The organism is Zhenhengia sp., assembly GCF_046966505.1.
In the GTDB taxonomy this organism is placed as follows: Bacteria; Bacillota; Clostridia; order Lachnospirales; family Cellulosilyticaceae; genus Zhenhengia; species Zhenhengia yiwuensis.
Window position 1 is genome coordinate 39,853 of sequence record NZ_JBKVCH010000010.1, and the last position, 22,126, is coordinate 61,978.

Genomic DNA, 22,126 nt, shown 5'->3' on the forward strand with positions numbered 1-22,126 from the left:
TAGAAATTGTTAAGTTTATAAGACTATTTGTTAAAAAACAACTTACAAAGTTAAATCGAGTTTAAATATATTGTCATACTTAAAAGAATATTATAACGTATTAGATATAAAAGTTTAAATAGAAATATAAAAAGATTAGATTAAAGAAGAGGTATAAAAAAGATGGACAATATTAAAGTGATTATATGTGATTTAGATGGAACCTTATATCAAGACAGACAATATTATAAACGATTTATTTCTCATCTTTTGAAAGGAAGTGTATTTGAAGAGTTTGAAGCGCTTATTCAAGCAAAAGCTGATGCTATCATAGAAGGTAAGGATAAGTTTTTATTAGGGCATCTTTATGATAGGACAATGGACTTAACAGGTAAAACATTAGAAGAGAGATTAGATATTGAACCTATTGTAAATACAGATGGACATTTTGAAAATTATTTAGATAGAAAGTATGGATTCATAGGGGATGGATGGAGTATAGTCTTTATGCTTGCTGGCCAATTAGGCATAGCAAAAGAAGTAGTAGATAGAGCCTTTGCTAAGGTAAGAGAAGAAATGCTTATGCCTGAGTATGCTATAGAGGTTAATGAGCAGCTTGTGCAGGTTCTAGGTGAACTTGCTAAGTATACAGAGGGGATGTATATGATGACGAATACAGCTAGGCCAGAAGCAATCGATTTTACCAAGTATATTAACTTAGAGGATAAATTTAACATCATTCACTATGGGGCAGATAAGCCTTTTGGTGTTATGGAGCACTTACCAGGCATCCTTAAAAATCATCATATAGAGGGTTCAGAAATATTAGCTATTGGGGACCATGGCTATAATGACCTTTATCCTGTTAAAGCTATTGGAGGTCATACCATTTTAACTTCCCCTTATGATATTCATGATCATGTAGATTGGTCAGTACGTGTTCATACATTAGAACAATTAAGAGAGCAGTTAGAAGAAGTTTTAGTCTACTGCAAGAAGAGAGAAAGTGCTTAATGATAATGGCATGATGTCAAGTTCATTCGATATAAAAGGAAGAGAGAAAGTTTTGATGAGGACTATTTACAAAGAGATAGTCCTCATTTTGATTTATGAGTCAAAACTCTATTTATCATAAATTTAATATAAAAAAACAATTATTTAACCTAAAGTTCCTCAGAGTTTAATAAAACCTCTTTAAAATAGGCCTTGTAACAGCAGAAGAGAATAAAGTTAGACCAATAAGGGAGGACTTATGTCAGAGATTTGTTTAAAGAATATAAGAAAGACTTATGAGAACGGAACAACCGTTATTGAAAATCTAAATTTAAAAATCGAGTCAGGTAGCTTTACAGTATTAGTAGGGCCTTCTGGGTGTGGTAAATCAACTACATTAAGAATGATTGCGGGCTTAGAAGATACAACAGATGGAGAAATTTATATTGATGGCAAACTGATGAATCATGTAGAGCCAGGAGATAGGGATATTGCTATGGTATTTCAAAACTATGCTTTATATCCGACTATGACGGTGAAAGGCAATATTGAGTTTGGTCTTATTAATGCCAAAGTACCTAAGGCAGAGAGAGAACGTCTTATTGAAGAAATCGCAGGCATTGTGGATTTAACAGAACATCTTCATAAAAAACCTTCCCAACTATCTGGTGGGCAAAGACAACGTGTAGCCTTGGCAAGAGCCATGGTGAAGAAGCCAAAAGTATTCTTAATGGATGAACCTTTAAGTAATTTAGATGCTAAATTACGTAATCAAATGCGATCAGAGCTTATTGAGCTTCATCATAAATTAGGAGTGACTTTTGTATATGTAACGCATGACCAAGTAGAAGCCTTATCTATGGCAACAGATATTGTACTCATGGAAAAAGGTGTGATTAGACAGCACAGTACACCTCATGAAATCTATGCATCTCCTCAAAATATTTTTACAGCACAATTTATTGGGACACCGGAGATGAATATCTTAACAAGAGACAAGGTTAACAAATGTCTAGAGCTACAACCAGAAGTAGGCTATATAGGTTTTAGGCCTTCTAAAGTGAAAATCTATGAAGAAGGCGATGAGACAAAAGAAAAGTTCGTATTTAAGGGTTCTGTTTTAACAAGAGAGATGCTTGGTTCAGAAGTTATTTATCGTATCCAAACTAAGATGGGTGTTATAGCCATTAAGGTATTTAATGATGTAGAACTTGAAATAGAAGATGAAGTAAAGCTTTCTCTTGCTTATAAACATATGTATGGATTTGACTACAATAAAGATAGAATTCAGGGGAGTATATTATGAAAAAAGCTATTAAGACTCTGAAGCCTTATTTATTTGTGGCACCGGCACTTATTGTTTTTATTGTGTTTTCTATTTATCCTATTTTAAATACTATTTTCCTTAGTTTTTATGAATGGGATATGATTTCACCTACTAAAGAATTTGTAGGTATTAAAAACTATCAAACTTTATTTAGAGATGTAAAGTTTTATCAAACCCTATCCAATACCTTTGTGTATATGCTATTAACGGTTGGATTAGGTGTGATTTTATCTATAGCCTTAGCTTTATTTTTAAGGAAGGATACACGCATTAATAAATTTATGCAAAATCTCATTTTTACACCTTATATTGTATCCCTTGCCTCTATTTCATTCTTATGGATGTGGCTTATGAATAATGACTTTGGACTACTTAACTATCTTTTATCCCTAGTGGGGGTAGGACCTATAGATTGGCTAGGTAATCCTAAAGTGGCCTTAATCTCACTTGTAATTATTTCTGTATGGAAGACGCTAGGGTACAATACGCTTATTATTTTATCAGCCCTTCAAAGTATACCAAAGCATTTGTATGAAGCGGCATCTTTGGATAAAGCAACTAAAAGGCAAACCTTCTTTAAAATTACCTTGCCTATGATTTCGCCTACACTCTTTTTCTTAACCATTGTAAGTATTATTGCCTCATTTAAAGTTTTTGAGACTATTCAAATCATTACAAATGGAGGGCCTCAAAATAGTACCAATACTCTTGTGTATTCCATTTATGAATATGGATTCCAGTTCTATAAGATTGGGTATGCATCAACCATTGGTGTGGTACTCCTTGTAATTATCTCCATTTTTACAATCATTTACTTTAAGTTACTTTCTAAGAAAGTTCATTACCAATAGGAGGCAGTATGAAAAGGATTAAACAACTTCCAAGATTTATGGTGACAGTGATTTTATTTCTCATATTTTTCTTTCCGTTTTATTGGATGTTTATCACATCTGTCAAAACTTTAGGGGAGACTGTTATTTTCCCACCGAGTATGTGGCCAGAAGTTTTTCAGTGGCAAAACTTCCAGCAAGCTTTTAATTCTATACCTTTTATGCATTATCTTAAGAACAGTATCATCATTACAATAAGTGTACTTGTTTTACAAATGCTTACCATTGTTCCAGCAGCTTATGCCTTTGCTAGGTATGAGTTTAGAGGGGATAAACTTATCTTTGGGATTATTATGATTACTATGATGATTCCAGGACAGCTTGTTTTCCTACCTTTATTCGTTATGTTTTCTAATATGGGACTTATTAATAAATTGCCAAGTCTTATTTTACCGTTTGCTTCTAGTGCCTTTGGCATCTTTATGTTAAGGCAAACTTTTAAACAAGTTCCAAAAGAGCTGATTGAAGCAGCTAAACTAGATAAGGCAGGGGAGTTTAAAATCATTACTAAAATTATGCTACCTCTTGCTAGACCGACTCTTACAACGTTAGCTTTATTAACCTTTATTAGTACATGGAATGATTATTTCTGGCCTTTAACGTTAACTACAAACGATAGTGTTAGAACATTACCAGTAGGAATTGCTTCCTTAAGACAGATTGAAAGTGGTGTAAACTATCATATTTTAATGGCAGGTAATGTCATGCTGGTTATACCGATTTTAATTGCATTCCTATTTGCACAAAAACAAATTATTAAAGCTTTTACCTATTTAGGGGATAAATAAAATTTGAATACTCATAAAGGAGAATGAAAATGAATAAAAATCTTTTTAGAAAAATGTTAGGTGCTTCACTTATTGCTATGATTTCTATAAATACAGTAGGATGTGCATCAGGCCAGGCCGCTGAGGCACAAAGTAGTGTGAAAGATACTCAGAAAGGAAGCAATCAGGAAGGTGATCTAATTGAATTAGAATTTTGGTACTCTTGGCAAGATAAAGTAGCCGAAAATAACCAAGAGCTTACTGAAAAATTTAATGAAACCGTTGGCAAAGAAAATAATATTCGTATTACAGCTGAATACCAAGGTAGCTATGATGAATTACATACAAAACTTAAAAGTGCTTTCATTGCCAATGAACAACCAGCTATTTCTGTAATGGAGATTGCCAGTATTAAAAGCTTTGCTGATGCAGGCATGATTGAACCTTTAGAGAACTATATTAGTGATGAAAAAGAAAGCAATTTCTTGCCTGGATTAATGGATAATTCTTATGTAGATGGTAAGCTCTATGGCGTACCTTACTTAAGAAGTACACCTATTTTCTACTATAACAAAACGTTATTTGATCAGGCAGGCATTACCAGTGCACCAACCAATTGGGAAGAGCTTGCAAGTACTTCCAAACAACTTGAAAGTATTGGTGTAAAAGGTTTTGGATTCCTTAATGATATTTGGCATTTTGAAGCATACACACAAGGTAATGGTGGAAATATAGTGAATGCAGATGAAACAGAAGCTATCTTTAATCAGGTACCTGCGGTTGAGGCTGTAGAGTTCTTAAAAGAAGGTATAGAAAAATATAACTTTAAATATTATAGTGGTAACAATGCAAGTGATACACGTACAACTGAAATTATGAATCAAAAAATTGGTATGTGGGTGGACTCTACAGGATCTCTTAATAATACGTTAGATATTGCGGGGCAAAATGGTTATGAAATTGGTACAGCTTTTATCCCATGTGGCAAAGAATATAGCGTACCAACAGGGGGATGTAATATTGTTATGACTTCTAAATTAACCGATGAAGAAAAAGAGGCAGCAGCACTTTTTATTAACTTTATGACAGAAGAAGAACAAGTAGTGTATTCACATAAGAAAACAGGTTATCTTCCAACAACGATTAGTTCAACAACTCATCCAGAAATTGAAGCTTTATATGAAAGCACACCACAATTTAAAGTGGCTGTAGATCAATTACAATATGGTCATGGACGTCCTATGAATAAAGCATATGGTGAAGCCTATAATGTGTATATTAATGCTTTAGATCAGATCTTTACAACGGATGTAAAGGTGCAAGATACATTAGACAAGGCAGCTATGGAAGCAACAAAATTATTACAAGAAAGCAAATAGGAGAATGAAGAGATGAGAAAATTAGTGGTAATCAGTGTAGACTCTTTATTTACAAGTGACTTAGAAGTGGTGAAAGACTTACCAGGTTTTAAAGAAATACTAGAAGACAGTGTTGTTGTGAAAAATATAGAGTGTATTTATCCAACACTAACTTATCCATGTCATGCTACGATTATGACAGGTCATTATCCAGAGGGGCATGGTATTCATCATAATGAAATTTTAGATCCAGAGCATTATAATGAAAATTGGTATTGGTACTATAAAGATTTAAAGGTTAAAACAATCTTTGATTATGCTAAAGAAAAGGGCCTTACAACATCAGCAGTGCTATGGCCGGTAACAGCTGATGCACCTATAGATTATCTTATTCCTGAGATTTGGGCGCCAGAGTATGATGCAGCGAATAAAAGAATTGTAGAAACAACATCATCTCTTATGGAAGAGATTTACGAGCATCATAAAGGGTTACTTAATTGGAAGAAAAATCCTCATCTTGACCAGTTTGGAGAAGCTTGTTTATTAGAGATTGTAGACCGTTATACACCAGATGTACTCTTTTTGCATCAGGCAAGTCTAGATCATGCAAGACACGCGGCAGGTACTCAGGCTGAATTAGTAAGTGAGGCGCAAAGACTGCATGGACAGTGGATTCAAAATATAATAGACCTCTACAAACGTAAAGGCCTATTTGAAGATACAACTTTTGTTGTACTAGGAGATCATGGTCAGCTAGATATACAAAGTGTCATCAGTATCAATGAAATGCTAAGACGTGCAGGCTTAATTAAGACAGATGGAGCGGGCAATGTATTAGAGTATGAGGCCTATATGCAGTCAGCTGGTATCTCAGGACATTTATACATAGTAAATCAAGAAGCAGAAATTAAAGCTTTAGAAGTAATGGAAGAAGCTAAGAAGTTAGGTTATATTGAAGCCATCTTCAATAAAGAAGAGGCTAAAGCACTTCATCTTACAGGAGACTTTGAATACGTAGTAGAAGGTAGTGCAGGTATATCCATATCTAATCAAGTAGACTGTGAGGTGGCACAAGATGTAGATACAGAAGACTACAAGTATTCAAAGGCTACCCATGGACACCTTCCTGTAAAAGGAGATAAGCCACCTTTCATTATTTACAATTCTAAACGCCCAGCCAAGGTTATAGAATCTGGTAAGCTAGTAGATGAATTCCCAACTTTAATGAAGTTATTAGGGTTAGAGTTACCAGAAGGATTAGAAGGCAAGGCATTTATAGATTAAATCTTTAGGGAGCATTAGTGTTATGAGCACTGGTGCTTTTTTTTAGCTATATTATAAAATGATTCATATAAATATAAGCATTAAGATATAACTATATGAAAACTTGGATTACTCAGTAATAAACTCCATAAAATTTATAACAAGGGAGTTAAAAAAGATGAAATTAATCGATTAGAAATTGCTGATTATAGAGAAAGTCTAGAGCAAGTATGTGAACCGTACGACGACACGCCTAGCTTAAAATTTCTTTGGGATGGGGGCAATGTGCCTGGAGACAAAAATATGCTTAGGACCAAGTCAAAAGAATAGTATAGTAGTATTTAGAGTATTTTTATATGACTCATAGAGATTATACAACTGAGTTAATAGATTTATTGCTACAGGCTATGATTTTCTTTTTAAAAAAGGTATGATAAAGAAAATGTATAGTACTGGCAAAGGAGTTATAAGCATGAAGGTTACGATTCGAGATGTAGCAAAGGAAGCAGGGGTATCACCTTCTACTGTTTCAAGAGTGTTATCAAATAATGAGCGTATTAGTCAAGAAACAAAGCAAAAGGTAAAAGAGGCAATCAAGAAGCTAAACTTTAAACCTAATGCCATTGCAAGAAGTTTGGCGAATAATAAAACACACATATTAGGTATTATTTTACCTAATGAAATTGAAAATACTTTTGCAAATCCATTTTTTATTCAAGTTATGCAGGGTATTAGTTTATATGCTACGCAGCATCATTATTACTTAATGTATGCTGTAGCCAAGGATAAAAAGGATGAGCTTAAGTATGTCAAAGATTTTACTTTGAATGGGCGAGTAGATGGGATTGTCATTTTAAAAGCTGAATCACAAGACCATACCATAGAACTTTTAAAAGAAATGAATTTTCCCTTTGTAGTCATTGGCCATCCAGAAGATACGGATACTACTTTATGGGTAGATAACGATAATGAGAGTGCTACATATCAGGTAGTAGATGAACTAATCAAAAGTGGACATAAGCATATTGGTTTTATAGGCGCCAAAATAGACTGGGTGGTTTCTAAAGATCGGCTGGAAGGTTATAAAAAAGCACTTAGAGATAATCAAATAGTATATGATGAAGCACTCGTCTATCATGGAACAGGTTTTGATGAGAGAACTGGGGAGGAAGGGGCTAAGGTCTTACTTTCTAAAAAAGAGTTGACAGCTATTCTAACTACTGATGACCTTATAGCAGTAGGGGTTAATCTATACTGCAATGAAAATGGGAAAGATGGAAAAGTACTTATTGGGTTTAACAATACAGTAATAGGCCAGTATCAAAATCCACCTATTTCTTCCATAGATATTCAAGCTGTAAAATTAGGATGGTATGCAAGTAAGCTACTCATTAATCAATTAGAAGGAAAAGAGCAAAAAAATAAGCATTATATAGTAGAAACTGAATGGATTAAAAGAAAATAGAATAAAAAGAATGAAACCGGTTGCATGAATGTAGCAAAATGAGTATAATAAAAATACGATATCAAATTGCACAAAACAACCGGTTAATTTACTATAAATCTGGTCATTATAAACATATATTTTTTTAGAGATTTATGCAAACGGTTGCACTGAAAGGAGACATCATGGACTGGAAGAAGGAAGCGATAGGTTATCAAATATACCCACGCAGTTTTATGGATTCTAATGGAGATGGTATAGGTGATTTAAGAGGGATCATTTCTAAGCTAGATTATCTGAAAGATTTAGGTATAGACGTTATTTGGATTTGTCCAATGTACAAATCGCCAAATGATGATAACGGTTACGATATTAGTGATTATGAAGAAATTCTTGATGAGTTTGGCACAATGGAAGACTTTGATGAACTTCTCAATGAGGTACATGGAAGAGGTATGAAGCTTATCATAGATTTAGTTATCAATCATACATCAGATGAGCATGAGTGGTTCTTAGAATCACGTACTTCAAAGGATAGTAAGAAACGTGATTGGTACATTTGGAGAGAAGGTAAGGATGGACAAGAGCCAAATAACTGGGAGAGTATTTTTAGCGGCTCAGTTTGGGAATATGATGAGGTAACGGATGAGTACTTCATGCACCTCTTTAGCAAAAGACAACCTGATTTGAACTGGGAGAATAAGGAAGTTAGAAGAGCTTTATATGATATGATTAATGGTTGGTTAGATAAGGGTATAGATGGTTTTCGAGTAGATGCTATTAGCCATATCAAAAAAGAAGAAGGATTAAAGGATTTAGATAATCCAAAAGGACTTAAATATGTCTCTTCTTTTAGTAAGCATATGAATGTAAAAGGTATACATACTTATTTGCAGGAGTTGAAGGAGAACACTTTTGATAAGTACGATATTATGACTGTAGGCGAGGCCAATGGTGTAAGTGCCAAGGAAAGTCATCTATGGGTAGGTGAAAAGGAAGGGAAGTTCGATATGATCTTCCAATTCGAACATCTAGAGTTATGGGATAAAGAAGGTGTAGAAGATTTAGATGTTATCACGTTTAAGAAGACGCTTTCAAAGTGGCAAGATGCACTGCATAACAAAGGATGGAATGCCTTATTCATTGAAAATCATGATATTACAAGAGCAGTATCTAGATGGGGAAATGATAAAAACTATTGGCTAGAAAGTGCTAAAGCTTTAGGGCTTATGTATTTTATGCAACAAGGTACCCCTTTTATTTACCAAGGGCAGGAAATTGGTATGACCAACGTAGCTTTTGAAAGTATAGAAGCTTACAATGATGTATCTTCTGTCAATAAATACAATGAAATGATTGCAGAAGGTGTACAGGAGTCTGAAGCACTGAAATTTATGTGGAACTGTTCAAGGGATAATGCAAGAACGCCAATGCAATGGGATGAGAGCATAAATGCTGGATTTACTACAGGCACACCTTGGATAGGTATGAACCCTAACTATGTCACTATTAATGTAAAAGCTCAGCAAGAAGATAAAGATTCTATTTTGAATTTCTATAAAGAGATGATTAAAATTAGAAAATCAAGCAAAACCTTAGTTTATGGTAAATATCAATTAATCTGGGAGGAACATCCTAAGGTTTATGCTTATACACGTGGAGAAGAAGATGAAAAGTATTTAGTACTTTGTAACTTAACAGACCAAGTGGCAACACTTAACGGAGAGATTTTGGAAGTAGAAGAGTTACTATTAGCTAATTATACAGTAGAAGAATTTAAGCAGTATACTACATTACGTCCTTATGAAGCAAGACTTTATAAATTGAAGTAATCCCTCATACATGCATATAAAGTCATTTTAGAAAACATAAGAAGAGATGATTTTAAAGGCATAAGTATAAATCATTTAAAAAGAGAAGAGAGTAGGAAGAGAGCGAGGTATTGAACATGAAGGATAAGAAGGTATTTTCATTCGAATTTTGGCAAAAATTTGGTAAAGCATTACTCGTTGTAATTGCTGTAATGCCAGCAGCAGGGATTATGATCTCAATTGGTAAATTAATTGGTATGAATTTTGATGCAGGATTTTTACAAGCAGTAGCAAGAGTCATGGAAGACATTGGTTGGGCTATTATTGGCAATTTACATATTCTGTTTGCAGTTGCCATTGGTGGGTCTTGGGCAAATGACAGAGCTGGTGGTGCATTTGCAGCACTGTTAACCTTTGTTTTAACAAATCGTATTACAGGGGCTATTTTTGGTGTAAGTAGTGCAATGTTAAGTGATAGTAGTGCAACAGTAACAAGTCTTCTTGGACAAGCATTAACAGTTCCAGATTACTTTACATCTATCCTAGGTGCACCAGCCTTAAATATGGGGGTATTTATCGGTATTATTTCAGGTTTCTTAGGAGCTTATTTGTATAATAAATATTATAACTTTAATAAATTACCAAAGGCACTTGCCTTCTTTAATGGAAAACGTTTTGTACCTTTTATGGTTATTTTAGGGTCTACAGTAATGGCGGTAGCTTTATCTGTGATTTGGCCATTTATTCAAGGTTCTTTAAATAGTTTTGGGCAATGGTTAGCAGCTTCAAAAGATACAGCGCCAGTTGTAGCACCATTTGTTTATGGAACCTTAGAAAGATTACTTCTACCATTTGGTCTTCACCATATGTTAACTGTGCCTGTTAATTACACAGAGTTAGGTGGCTTATACACTATGTTAACAGGGCCAGCGGCAGGACAAGTTGTAGCAGGACAAGACCCACTATGGCTTGCATGGATTACAGACCTTAATAATTTAAAAGCTGCAGGAGATATGGTAGGCTATAGCAATTTAATTGAGGCAGTTACACCAGCACGTTTTAAAGTAGGACAAGTTATTTTATCCTCAGCTTCTCTCCTTGGGGTAGCCTTTGCAATGTATAAAAATGTAGATAAAGATAAAAGATCAAAATACAAAACCATTTTCTTATCCGCTATTTTAGCCGTATTTTTAACAGGTGTTACAGAACCAATTGAATTTATGTTTATGTTTGTATCACCTATCTTATATGTAGCTTATGCCATCTTAACTGGACTTGCATTTGCTTTAGCGGATTTGATAAACTTAAGAGTACATTCATTCGGAGTCGTTGAACTCCTAACACGTATACCAATGATGGTTAATGCAGGTATTGGTATGGACCTTGTGAATTTTGGGATTAGTTGTATTGTATTCTTCTTCTTAAACTTTGGCGTATTTGGTTTCTTAATCAAGAAGTTTAATATTGCTACCCCAGGACGATGTGGTAACTATATTGATGATGAAAGTGAAGAAGCAGAAGGAAGTACTAAGAAAGCGGCATCAACTTATCAAAAAGCATCTCAAGCTACAAGAGCTATTGAACTCTTAGGAGGCGCAGATAATATTATTGATGTGGATGCTTGTATGACGAGACTTAGAGTAACTGTTAAGGATGTAAGTTTAGTAGGTGACCTAAGTGCATGGAAACAAAATGGTGCTATCGGTCTTGTATGTAAAAACAACGGTGTCCAAGCCATTTATGGTCCACAAGTGGATGTGCTTAAATCAGAAGTTCAAGATTTGTTAGGAAAATAAGTAGGAGATTAAAGCATGAAATTATTGACACTTAACTGCCATTCATGGCAAGAAGTAGATCAACAACATAAGATTAAGGTTTTAGCACAAGAGATTAAAGACAAAGGCTATGATGTCATTGCTCTCCAAGAAGTTAGTCAGCCTATAGATGGAGATGTAGTTGTACAAGGCCTTAAAGAAGGTAATTTTGTCTATGCTTTATTAGATGCCTTAAAGGCAATAGGTGTAACAGAATATGACTTTAGATGGGGATTCTCTCATATAGGCTATAAAGTTTATGAAGAAGGCTTATGTCTTTTAAGTAAGCACCCAATTGTAGAAGAGCAAGAATTCTTTGTGACGAAAGGGCATGATACAAATTACTGGAAAACACGTAAAGTTGTAAAAATTTCTATAGATTATAAAGGTAAAACCATAGATTTCTATACTTGCCATCTAGGATGGTGGATAGATGAAGAAGAGCCTTTTAAACATCAAATAGATACACTTAATGTATCGATTAACTCAAAACGTCTTTCCTTTATGATGGGTGATTTTAATAATAATGCTAATGTAAGAGATGAAGGCTATGACTATATGCTTTCTAAAGGTTGGGTTGATACTTATACGTTAGCTGAGAAAAAAGATGAAGGTATTACAGTACAAGGTAAGATTGATGGATGGGAAAAAAATCAAGCAGGGTTAAGAATTGATTTGATTTGGGCCAATCAGCCTATAAAAGTTTTAGAATCTCAAGTTTGTTTCAATGGTGTAAACAAAGAAATTGTCTCAGATCATTTCGGTGTAGAGATGGAATGTGAAGTATAAAGAAATACTCGAAAGACGTTATGAGCAGGGTTTTATAGAAAACCCTGCTTTTTGCAATTTAAAAAATATTAAGGATAGAGCATGATAGGGATACAAGCTAGTGATAATAGATCACCAATACTGCTATGAAGGAATAAAATAGTGTAGAGATACATTTATAATAAGGGGGAGGTTAAATGGAACATTCACTTATCCTTGCAATTTGTATGGTAGTTTTATTTATGGGATTAATTGTGTATTGGGCATGGATACGTAGAAGATTAGCAATAGAAAAAGTAGAGGAAAGAACGGATAGTCAAAAGGTAAAAGATATAAATGAAGCATTAAGTCTATATGGTTTTTTGTTTGATGTACAACAAGATCTTGTCTATTCGCACATGTATCCATGGCAGAGAAAGGTGGGATATTGCCGTCTTTATGATGAATTAGCACCCTCATTAAATATGATTATAGACAGTGAACCTATTTATTTTCAATATGATGGTAGAAGGTGGCTTATTGAGTTTTGGAAGGGGCAGTATGGTATGACAACAGGGGGAGAAGTCGGCGTGTATGTAACAGATAAAGAGGATGTAGATATACCGGGCATTTTCTCAGGGGCTTTCTATGAGTGTGTATCCGATGATGACCGTTTACAAATGGCATATACTTTAAAAAAAGAGGATAAGACGATCATTGAAAGAAAAGGGAGACACTGGTGGTTAACGGGTTTTGATGTAGCTGTCTTTTCTAAACCAGAGCAATTATCTTTAGAGCTTCGGATTATTTTTCCAAATCGGGAGATGCAAAGAGCTTTTATTAAGGGGCTGAGTGATGCGGGTTATAAAGCTCAGGATATTAGAGTAGAAAATAAAATGGTCCAAGTTATTTTTACAACGCCTAGAACGGCACAGCCACAGAAATATGGCAAATGGGTAGTAGCCTGGATTCAAAGACTTAATAGATTTTATTGCCATTTATTTAATTGGGTTACGAGAGATTTTACACGCACACTTGATAAGATTGATTTCTTACGTATCTATTATCCTATATTATTTAGAATGCTTGCCAATGGTAAAAGAGCTAAAAAATTGGAAGAACTTTATAAAAATATGCAACCTTATCTCAATCAATAGCAAGGGAGGGGAGTATGAGAACATCTAAATGTTTATCAAAAGCTTATGAAGAGGCAATAATCCTTCCTTATGATCAGGACTCTAAGTTTGTGATGATGAGTGATTGTCATAGAGGGAGTGGAAATTGGGGAGATAATTTTTTATTGAATCAACATCTATTTTGGGCAGCATTAAATGACTATTATAAAGAAGGTTTTACGTACATTGAGCTAGGAGATGGTGATGAACTTTGGGAAAATAGATGTATGAAAGAGATTATTCAAGTGCATAGTAATGCTTTTTGGCTTATGTCTAGGTTTTATAATGAAAAGAGATTATATATGATTTATGGCAATCATGATAAAGAGAAGAGTAATAAGAAATTGTTTAAAAGGAAGTGTACAGAGTATTACTGTGAGACCCGAAAAAAGGTTTGTTCACTATTTCCTTCTATGCAAGTTTATGAGAGCTTGATTTTAGAAGATCGAAATAGTGGTAATAGAATTTTTCTTGTGCATGGGCATCAAGGAGATTTTATTAATGATCAAGCCTGGAGGTTAGGGAGATTTTTGGTAAGGTATTTATGGAGAACAGTGGAGCTTTGGGGTGTAAAGGACCCCACGAGAGCAGGGAAGAATTATAACAAAAAGAATAAGGTAGAGGCTCACTTAAAGAAGTGGGCAGAGGAAGAAAATAAGATGTTAATAACGGGACATACACATAGACCAAGTTTTCCTAAAGTTGGTGAGCCTATGTACTTTAATGATGGAAGTTGTGTGCATCCAAGGTGTATTACAGCAATAGAAATCGAAAAGGGTGCCATTAGCTTAGTGAAGTGGCATGTCATGACAAGGGCAGATAGAAGCTTATATGTTACAAGAGAAGTCTTGGAAGGCGCAGTAAAAATACAGGATTTCTTTGACAGTAGGATAGATGTATAAAATGTTTATAAGTATAGGAATTTCTAAACCATTTTTAGAGAGGCTTATACTTTTTTATTTAAGCTGGGTAGAGCCCTACATAGAGTTTAAAGCTAAGAGGTATATATTCTAAAGAATAGCTGTATACATACATTGTGCATGAAGTTCTTTAAAATAATGATATAATAAGGAAAACTTATAGAAATAGGGGGAGATATTTTGGATATTCAAATTAGGGATATGATGGAATCAGATATACTTGATTTTCACAAAGCTTTTAAGTTACAGGGATGGGATAAGCCTATCAAGTTATTTGAAAAGTATTATAAAGAACAAAAAAATGGTGTGAGAAAAGTTTTTATAGCAGTAAAAGGAGAGCAAGTACTTGGATATGCAACGCTTCTGCCAAATGCTCAGCATGGTCCTTTTGCTAATCAGCATATTCCAACTGTATGTGATTTCAATGTTCTTGAAAAGTATCAAAGAAAAAGAGTAGGGACGGCCATTTTTAATGCAATTGAAGATGGAGTCAAAAAGTATTCTGATAAGATTTGTCTAGGGGTAGGCCTACATGCTGGATATGGTCCTGCACAGCGCTTGTATATCAAAAGAGGTTACATTCCAGATGGGAGTGGCGTTTGGTATAACAATGAAAGGTTAGAGCCTTATGCGGCATGTACAAATAATGATGATTTAGTACTTTATTTATCCAAAGATTTTACACGTAAAGCATAAGCGTTTTGGCGTTGGGATTGATGGGCCAGAAGGTAGGGGGTTATTAGGATAGGGATGAACTGAATAAAGACTAATAAGTATAAGAATTTCTGAAATTATTTTTAGGGATTCTTATACTTTTTTAATTAGGGATTGATAGGGGGACATGTTATAATAGAGGGGAACATAAGTTTCTTTTAGTAAATAAGATGATGTGGAAGCGATCCATAAAAAAGATATTTTAGAAATTTGGAGGAAGCTAAAATGCATATAGACATGGGCGGAGTTTTGGACCATTTTGGAGAGCGTATGAAAAGGCTAGCTATTTATGATCCTTTATACAGGCTTGGAAGAAAAACAAAAAAAGATCATTCGAGTCAGGATATTCCTTATTATGAATTAGGGATGCTCACTTTACTGTTCTTTTTTGAAAATATGATTGTGCGCCAGAAGACCAGTGGGGTCAAGGAATTGGCGGCCTTTTTATATAAAGTGAATGATGGAAAAATAGATATGAATAGAGAGGAGTTTCTAGAATTAGCTAGAGAGATTATTGATGTCTTTAGACCTTCTAATGGGAGTCGTAATAGTATGACTTTCTACAACTGGGAGACTAAGCAGGAGGAGACTATTTACTATTCCATTTTGAAGGCTGCACGTGCTGATGTAAAGTCTAATACACAATACTATACATTAGATGACCAAGGGTTAGAGCTGATTTTCTCTAGTAAGGAATACTTTAGTGAGTTTCAAATCTCTATTAATCAATTGCTCCTACGTAAGCAGCTTGAAAAAGGTGAGTTTATAGGTGCCCTTAGACAAATAGATGAGATGAGTCTTTCAGTTGAGAACTTAAGAGAAAGGCTTATGAAAATTAAACATGAAGTGACGAGGAGCATTGTATCTGAAGAGACCTATGAGCGTTATAAAAATCTTATTGAAGATATTCATGTAAGGCTAGCAAGGGAAAATCAGGAGTTTGATGAACTACAAGACTTTGTGAGATTGACAAAAGATAGTTTAAAGTATCAGATTGAAAATGAAAAAGATAAAAAAGCTTATACACTTATGCTAAAAATCGACCAGCAATTAGAAGCAGTACATCATGAGCATAGCAAGCTGTTACAAGATAGTATTGTGCTACGTACTCATGCTTTAGAAGCGGCTCAGCAGGCACTTTACTTTATAGGACTAGATAATTTTAACTTCCAGCAAGATATTGTAGGTGCTATGATGGGTAAACCACTGCCACTTCATGCAAGTAAAACTTTTGTAGAGCCGTTTTTAAAAGTGGCACGTAGTAGGGAATGGTACCCGCTTAGTGTATTTGGTAAGCAGCGTATTGAAAAGCGTACAGAAGAGGAAACAGGTAGAGCCTTTTTAGAAGGGGCAAGTGAAGAGCAGCTTAATCAGCACAAGGAGCAGTTAAAGGCATACTTTAAAGAGGTGATGTTAGAGGCGCGAGAGCTTCTAAAAGGAAGAACGTGTATTACTTTAGAAGAAATTTGCAGTAGTTTGGAGGAAAAAGAGTCCGTTTTATTAGAACAGAGGCTGTTCTATGATTTTTGGATTATGCTCCATCAAAAGTCTCCTATCGATTTAGATGAATTAGATGATGAAAGCCTTTTAAGTGGCGTGAAGGAAGTTTTACGAGGTATGACTAACAGCATTAAAGTGAGAGAAAACGAAGGCGAGATAGAAAAATATGAGCGTTTTACCATCACAAATATGGAAATAGATTTGACATTAGAAGTAAAAGCAGGTGAGGACGATGGAATATAAAAATGAAGAAATTATTGAGGCTTATAAAATTTATACAAGGCTAGCGGCTAGTGGGAATTGCCTCACAGCAGACGCTAAGGCTTATATGAGAGATGAGCGTATTGAAGAATTAGTAGATCAATTTGCAAGGGAGGATGATGCAACCATTATTGTTGGTGGTGACATACTGTATTTAGTCCCTATTGCAACCACTTCTCCTTTACATATGAGTAATGAAATGATTAAAAGGATTTATCTCTCAAGTGGTGCGACCAATCTAGATATTTATCTTATGTATGTGACTATTATTATTCTACTTGGTGAGTTCTACAATAGCTATCAAAGTCAAGAGCCTACAAGAAGCTTTATTAAAATGGAAGAATGGCTAGAGGCAGTACACTTAAGACTTGAGAGCATTTCCAAAATAGAGGAAGAGGAACTTAGAAAAATAGAAGAAGAACAAGAGTACAACTGGATTAGAATTCTAGAAAAATGGATGGCTATTGATGATGTTAAAGAAAAAGCTAAAAAGCAATCAGGCAATACCAATAGCCGTATGAGTTTCTTAAATTCAGTGAAGAACTTCTTAGAAAAACAAGGTATGATTCATGATATTGGGAACAACGAAATGGAGCTGACTGAGAAGACCAAAGTTATTGTTCAGCGTTACTATATGGATTATGAATACAACCGTGGGTTACTAGATTTTATTTATCAGTTTGACAAGAAGGAGGGAGCATAAAAGATGGCATCGATATCAAAAATTAGATATACTAACGTAATTTATGAAAATGGTAGTAAGCGTTATAATGATGAACTCTTTAAATGTGCAGGACATAACACAGCTATACTACTAGAGAATGGGGGAGGAAAAACAGTTTTCATTCAAGCTGCCCTTCAAGCTGTACTCCCTCATATGGATTTAGGTGAACGTAAAGTTAAAGAGACTTTTTCGTTAGAAGGAGAAGCGGCACATATTGCTATTGAATGGATTATTCAAGATAAGCCAAGACGTTATGGTTTAACAGCTGTTACCCTTTACTTACAAAATAATGAGTTAAAATCTTATAAATATGCTTACGAATACGGCGTAGATGATAAACATAGCATTGAAAACTTACCTTTTACTCAGCCAGAACTTTCAGGAGGTCTACGTGCTTCAAGTAAAGGTGAGATGAATGAGTACTACCAAAGAATGAGCAAAGATTATATGACAGCTCAGTCCTTCCAGACAACAAGACTATTTCATGATTACATCGAAGAGCATTTTAAAATTATTGCTGAAGAGTGGCGTAGTATTGCTGTTATTAATAGTGGAGAAGGTAGCGTAGAGGCCTTCTTTGATGGTTGCAAAACCACACAAGATTTAGTAGAAAAACTTCTTTTGCCAACTGTAGAGCAAGGCTTAGTAGGTAGTGGCAGTGATGACTTTACAAGTACTTTTGAGAGCCAAAGAGAGCACTTCAAAAAGCATAAACAGCTTACAAGAAGTATTGAAGAGAGTAAAAAGATTAAAGAAGAAATGGCTAAATATGTAAAAAGCTATAGTGTTTATGCCAAAAAGATAGAAGACTATACGGCTAAAAAAGAAGAGGCTAAAGCACTTTGGGAACTGATTGAAATGAAGGAGCAGGAAGCACAAAAAGAGCTTAAAGCCTTAGAACAGGAGCAGTATCAATTAAAAGAAGAGAAAGAGCTGCTTGAAAAGCAAAGTAAACTTATAGAAGTAACCGAAGCCAAAGAAATTTTCGAGCAGAGTCAGAAAACTTATGAAGCCGAAGATCATCTGTATCAGGCTATGCGTCATAAGCGTGAGGAGAAGGAAACAAGACGCCATATGCTGAAGCTTTCATGGTTTAAGCATAATATGGGTGAGGCACAGGCTAAAATAAGAGTTTACGAAGAACAGCTGGCTTTATTAAATGAAGACCAAGAAGTAGAAGCATTAAAAGAAGCCTTAGAAGAAAATAGCTGCCAGCTTAAAGGGTGCTTTGAAGATCAGTTGGCTGGCTATAAGAAAGAATATGAACGAGGCTTAATAGAAAAAGAACGCTATGAGGAAGACAGAGAAGTAGCGACTAAGGAAAAGCTCACTTTAGAAGAAGAGATGAAAGTACTGAGAGAAAAGTGTAGCAAGTTAGAAGGGATTATAGAGAGTCAAAAGAGCCGTATGGAGGCCATCAAAAAGACTATTTTAAGCCAAGGGATAGGGGAAGATGTAGAAGAACATTTCAAACTTTGGCAATCACGTATAAGTGAAATTGAAGTCCATGAACTCACTTTAAGACAGGAGTTAAAAACTTTAGAGGAAGAGCAAGACACTCTGAATGTAGCCATTGAAGAAAAAAATAGTAAGAGAACTGCCTTCATGGGAGAAATCAGCCGTATTACTGCCGAGCTTTGCCAGTTAGAGGAAGCTGGAGAAAAAGTGCTACAAGATGTTAAGGTTATGCTACCCATTTTCTATAGCGTGACTTCTATTTATGCCAAACCACAGCAAATGCTCGATACACTAGAAGAACAGGTTGAAAGGTTCACAAGGGAAAAAGAAGATGCACTATTAATGGAAAGACAACATTCTCGTTTCCTTGAAAACTATGAGGATCATGAGTATTTTACAGCAGAACCTCTCATTGAGAGCTTTGTGGCAAAATGGTACAGTCAGTTCTCCTTCCTACAATCTGGGACAGATTTTATCCAAAGTCTAGAAGATGAGGCAGTTAAAGAAAGGATGCAAAATCAGCCAAGATGGACACAGATTATGATTGTAGCAGATGGGCAAAAGGAAGCTCTTCGTATTAAGCTAGAAGAACAAAGGCAAAAAATAACTACACCAGTAGGTGTTCTCACTTTAACAGAGGCGAAAGGGCTTTTAGAAGAGCATGTAGAGATAGATCAGATGATTTATCCAAAAGCTTGGCAGGAAGATATGCAAACGGAAGCTTTTAAGGCTCATAAAAATGAAGCCATGAAGGCACTGGATGAAGCAATTGCTTATCGTAAACAGAAAGAAAGTAAATTAAGAGAGCTTGATCAGTTACTCGATAAAATCAGAAACTTCCTAAGTGTTTACCCTCATGAAAAATATGTGGCCTTAAGAGAACAGCAAACTAACCTTAAAGCCGAGGAAGCTACTTTAAGTAGAGCAATTCAGCAAGATAAAGACCGTATAGAGGAGATTAAGAAAGAAAGCAAAGGGATACAAACCCTCTTACAGCAAGAAAGCCATGAAAGGAATACCTTGCAAAGCGCTGTAGAAAAGGCGGCCGAATACTTAAAGCTTAAACAAGATAATGACCTTCAGGAACAAGCTATTCATATCTTACAAGGTCAAATTAAAGACCAAGAAAATCTTATTACTAAAGTTCGTGTATCTCTTGAACAACTTAAAGAAGTTCTTGACGACATTAAGGAAAGGTTAGAGGGCCTTAGAAGAAGTCAAACACGTATAGAGGATGATGAGCTTTATAAAGAAGTGAAAAACTATCAGGCAGACTATAGCAATGGGGATTTGGCTTACTTACGAGATAAACAAATCCAGTTAAAAGAAAGCCTAAACAGTAAACAAAAAGGACGTAGTGAAATTGAGCATCTCTTAGAGCAAAGTAAGAAGGCTTATGCAGATAACGAGAAGAACTTCCATTTAGAAGAAGCAGAACTAGAAGAAAAGCTTACAGAAATTCCAAACTTTAGAGTGGAGTATGAAGAAGAAATTAATAAGCTTACAAAAGAGCTTAATGGACTTAAGAAAGACTTAGAAGATTTAGAGCAAAAGGTAAAAGGAGCTAAGACTCAATTTGATAAGATGGAGCAAGATTATCATAGTAAAAAAGAGAACTTTGAGAAGGCTTATGAGCCAATCAGTACCTTTATACCTGATTGCTGTAAGGCAAGGGAAGAGGAAGAGAAGCTTCAAACTCAGTTAAAAGACAAAGAGCAGTATATCAAAGGCCAAAGTCAAACTTTAGAAAAACAGCTTGCTCTTATTGTAGAAAGCAAACTGCAAATGGATAAGAAGGACCAGCTTTATGGCTACTGCGCACCAGAAGTCAAAGTGGGATTATTAGATGAAAAGATAAAGGAAGAAGTTAAGACTCAGCTTAAACGTATTACAACAGAGATGATTCGTACTTTAGAAACGCTCAAAAGTAGTATGGATTCTAGCCATACGCATATTACTGTGCAAAGAGAAAGTTTTAAACACTTCTGCCAAAGAGAGATCAGAGATAGTAAGCTTAGAAATATGGCAATCCAGGGGATTACTCAAAAAGAAAATTATGAAGACCTTATTAAATGGCAAGACCATATGGTAGAACGTATTAATCATACCCTTTCTATTTTAGAAAGAGATATGATTGACCAAGACAAGCAGCTTTCTCAGTTCATTACCCATCTTTATACTTACCTTAGAACAGTGGTAGCAGAACTTAAAGAGATTCCAAAGAAAACAAGGGTAAAGACAGAAGAAGGCTGGAAAACCATCTATGAATTTGATATTCCAGGATGGCAGGAAGATGAAGGTAAAGAAAAGATTCGAAATCATATTTACAAAATGCTAGATGACATTGACCATGAGAGCTTCTTAGATGAGGATAATGAGGAGGCACTACAAAAGGTTAAGAAATATATTAAAGAGCAGTTTAAACTCAAACAGCTTCTAAAAGTGGTTATGGGTAGCACAAGTATTCGTATACGTTGTAGAAAAGTAAGCAATATTAGTGATATTAGTACCCAACTCTTTTCCTGGGAAACATCTAATAAATGGTCTGGTGGGGAGAAATGGAGTAAAAACATGGCGCTTTACCTAGGTATCTTAAACTACCTGGCAGAGAAGAAACAAAACATTCATAGTGATAACAATAAAGTAAGCCGAGTGGTCATTCTAGATAACCCATTTGGTAAAGCTTCAAGTGGACACGTTTTAGAACCTGTCTTCTTTATTGCCAAACAACTTGGATTCCAAATCATTGCCTTAACGGCACATACGGAAGGGGACTTCATTAGAAAATACTTCCCTATCGTCTATAGCTGCAAACTAAGATCTACAGCAGACTTACAAACAGCTATTTTTACAAAAGAACAGGAAATTAAGAAAGCCTACTTTATGGATAACGACCCAGTAGCTCTTAGCGTATTGGGTGAGACGAATCAAGTTAGTTTGTTTTAGTTTTTAAGATTAGATAGATAGCAAAGTAAAAAACA

The 22,126-nt window shown here is 35.0% G+C and carries 16 protein-coding genes; all 16 read left to right on the plus strand.

Annotated features, from left to right (window positions below; genetic code table 11):
- The first annotated feature begins 162 nt into the window (after positions 1-162).
- The 16 genes from ACLTBU_RS11725 (at position 163) to ACLTBU_RS11800 (ending at position 22,091) form a co-directional block, all read left to right on the plus strand.
- Entirely contained in the window at positions 163-993 is an 831-nt protein-coding gene (locus tag ACLTBU_RS11725) for an HAD family hydrolase (RefSeq protein WP_412219030.1), read from the plus strand.
- A 238-nt stretch (positions 994-1,231) separates the two neighbouring features.
- Entirely contained in the window at positions 1,232-2,278 is a 1,047-nt protein-coding gene (locus ACLTBU_RS11730; RefSeq protein WP_177671652.1) for an ABC transporter ATP-binding protein, read from the plus strand.
- On the plus strand, positions 2,275-3,150 hold the full coding sequence (locus ACLTBU_RS11735) for a carbohydrate ABC transporter permease (protein WP_412219032.1): 876 nt from the start codon (positions 2,275-2,277) through the stop codon (positions 3,148-3,150). The genes ACLTBU_RS11730 and ACLTBU_RS11735 overlap by 4 nt, the downstream gene beginning before the upstream one ends.
- An 8-nt stretch (positions 3,151-3,158) precedes the next feature.
- A complete protein-coding gene (locus ACLTBU_RS11740) occupies positions 3,159-3,977 on the plus strand; it encodes a carbohydrate ABC transporter permease (RefSeq protein WP_412219033.1) in 819 nt (272 codons plus the stop codon).
- Positions 3,978-4,006: 29 nt separating this feature from the next.
- Positions 4,007-5,335, plus strand: coding sequence for an ABC transporter substrate-binding protein (locus ACLTBU_RS11745; RefSeq protein ID WP_412219035.1), 1,329 nt, complete (start codon positions 4,007-4,009; stop codon positions 5,333-5,335).
- A 12-nt stretch (positions 5,336-5,347) separates the two neighbouring features.
- Positions 5,348-6,598: an alkaline phosphatase family protein gene (locus ACLTBU_RS11750; protein ID WP_412219036.1), complete on the plus strand. Its 1,251-nt coding sequence runs from the start codon at positions 5,348-5,350 to the stop codon at positions 6,596-6,598.
- 451 nt (positions 6,599-7,049) lie between these two features.
- Positions 7,050-8,042 carry a LacI family DNA-binding transcriptional regulator gene (locus tag ACLTBU_RS11755; protein ID WP_249333270.1) on the plus strand — a complete coding sequence of 331 codons (993 nt, stop codon included), beginning with the start codon at positions 7,050-7,052 and terminating at the stop codon, positions 8,040-8,042.
- A 164-nt stretch (positions 8,043-8,206) separates the two neighbouring features.
- On the plus strand, positions 8,207-9,853 hold the full coding sequence (locus ACLTBU_RS11760) for a glycoside hydrolase family 13 protein (RefSeq protein ID WP_412219038.1): 1,647 nt from the start codon (positions 8,207-8,209) through the stop codon (positions 9,851-9,853).
- Positions 9,854-9,969: 116 nt separating this feature from the next.
- A complete protein-coding gene (locus ACLTBU_RS11765; protein WP_412219040.1) occupies positions 9,970-11,628 on the plus strand; it encodes a PTS transporter subunit IIBC in 1,659 nt (552 codons plus the stop codon).
- 15 nt (positions 11,629-11,643) lie between these two features.
- Positions 11,644-12,435 (plus strand): endonuclease/exonuclease/phosphatase family protein, encoded by a 792-nt coding sequence (locus tag ACLTBU_RS11770; protein ID WP_412219041.1) that lies wholly within the window; start codon positions 11,644-11,646, stop codon positions 12,433-12,435.
- Between the two features lie 176 nt (positions 12,436-12,611).
- A complete protein-coding gene (locus tag ACLTBU_RS11775) occupies positions 12,612-13,550 on the plus strand; it encodes a DUF4474 domain-containing protein (RefSeq protein ID WP_412219042.1) in 939 nt (312 codons plus the stop codon).
- A 14-nt stretch (positions 13,551-13,564) separates the two neighbouring features.
- Positions 13,565-14,470 (plus strand): metallophosphoesterase family protein, encoded by a 906-nt coding sequence (locus tag ACLTBU_RS11780; RefSeq protein WP_412219043.1) that lies wholly within the window; start codon positions 13,565-13,567, stop codon positions 14,468-14,470.
- A gap of 198 nt (positions 14,471-14,668) precedes the next feature.
- Entirely contained in the window at positions 14,669-15,184 is a 516-nt protein-coding gene (locus tag ACLTBU_RS11785; RefSeq protein ID WP_412219044.1) for an N-acetyltransferase family protein, read from the plus strand.
- 243 nt (positions 15,185-15,427) lie between these two features.
- Positions 15,428-16,945 (plus strand): replicative DNA helicase, encoded by a 1,518-nt coding sequence (locus ACLTBU_RS11790; protein WP_412219046.1) that lies wholly within the window; start codon positions 15,428-15,430, stop codon positions 16,943-16,945.
- The gene (locus ACLTBU_RS11795; protein ID WP_412219047.1) at positions 16,935-17,666 is read left to right on the plus strand and encodes a DUF6063 family protein; all 732 of its coding nucleotides are present in this window, start codon (positions 16,935-16,937) and stop codon (positions 17,664-17,666) included. Before ACLTBU_RS11790 ends, ACLTBU_RS11795 begins: the two co-directional genes overlap by 11 nt.
- Positions 17,667-17,669: 3 nt before the next feature.
- On the plus strand, positions 17,670-22,091 hold the full coding sequence (locus ACLTBU_RS11800; protein ID WP_412219048.1) for a hypothetical protein: 4,422 nt from the start codon (positions 17,670-17,672) through the stop codon (positions 22,089-22,091).
- The last annotated feature ends 35 nt before the right edge of the window (positions 22,092-22,126 follow it).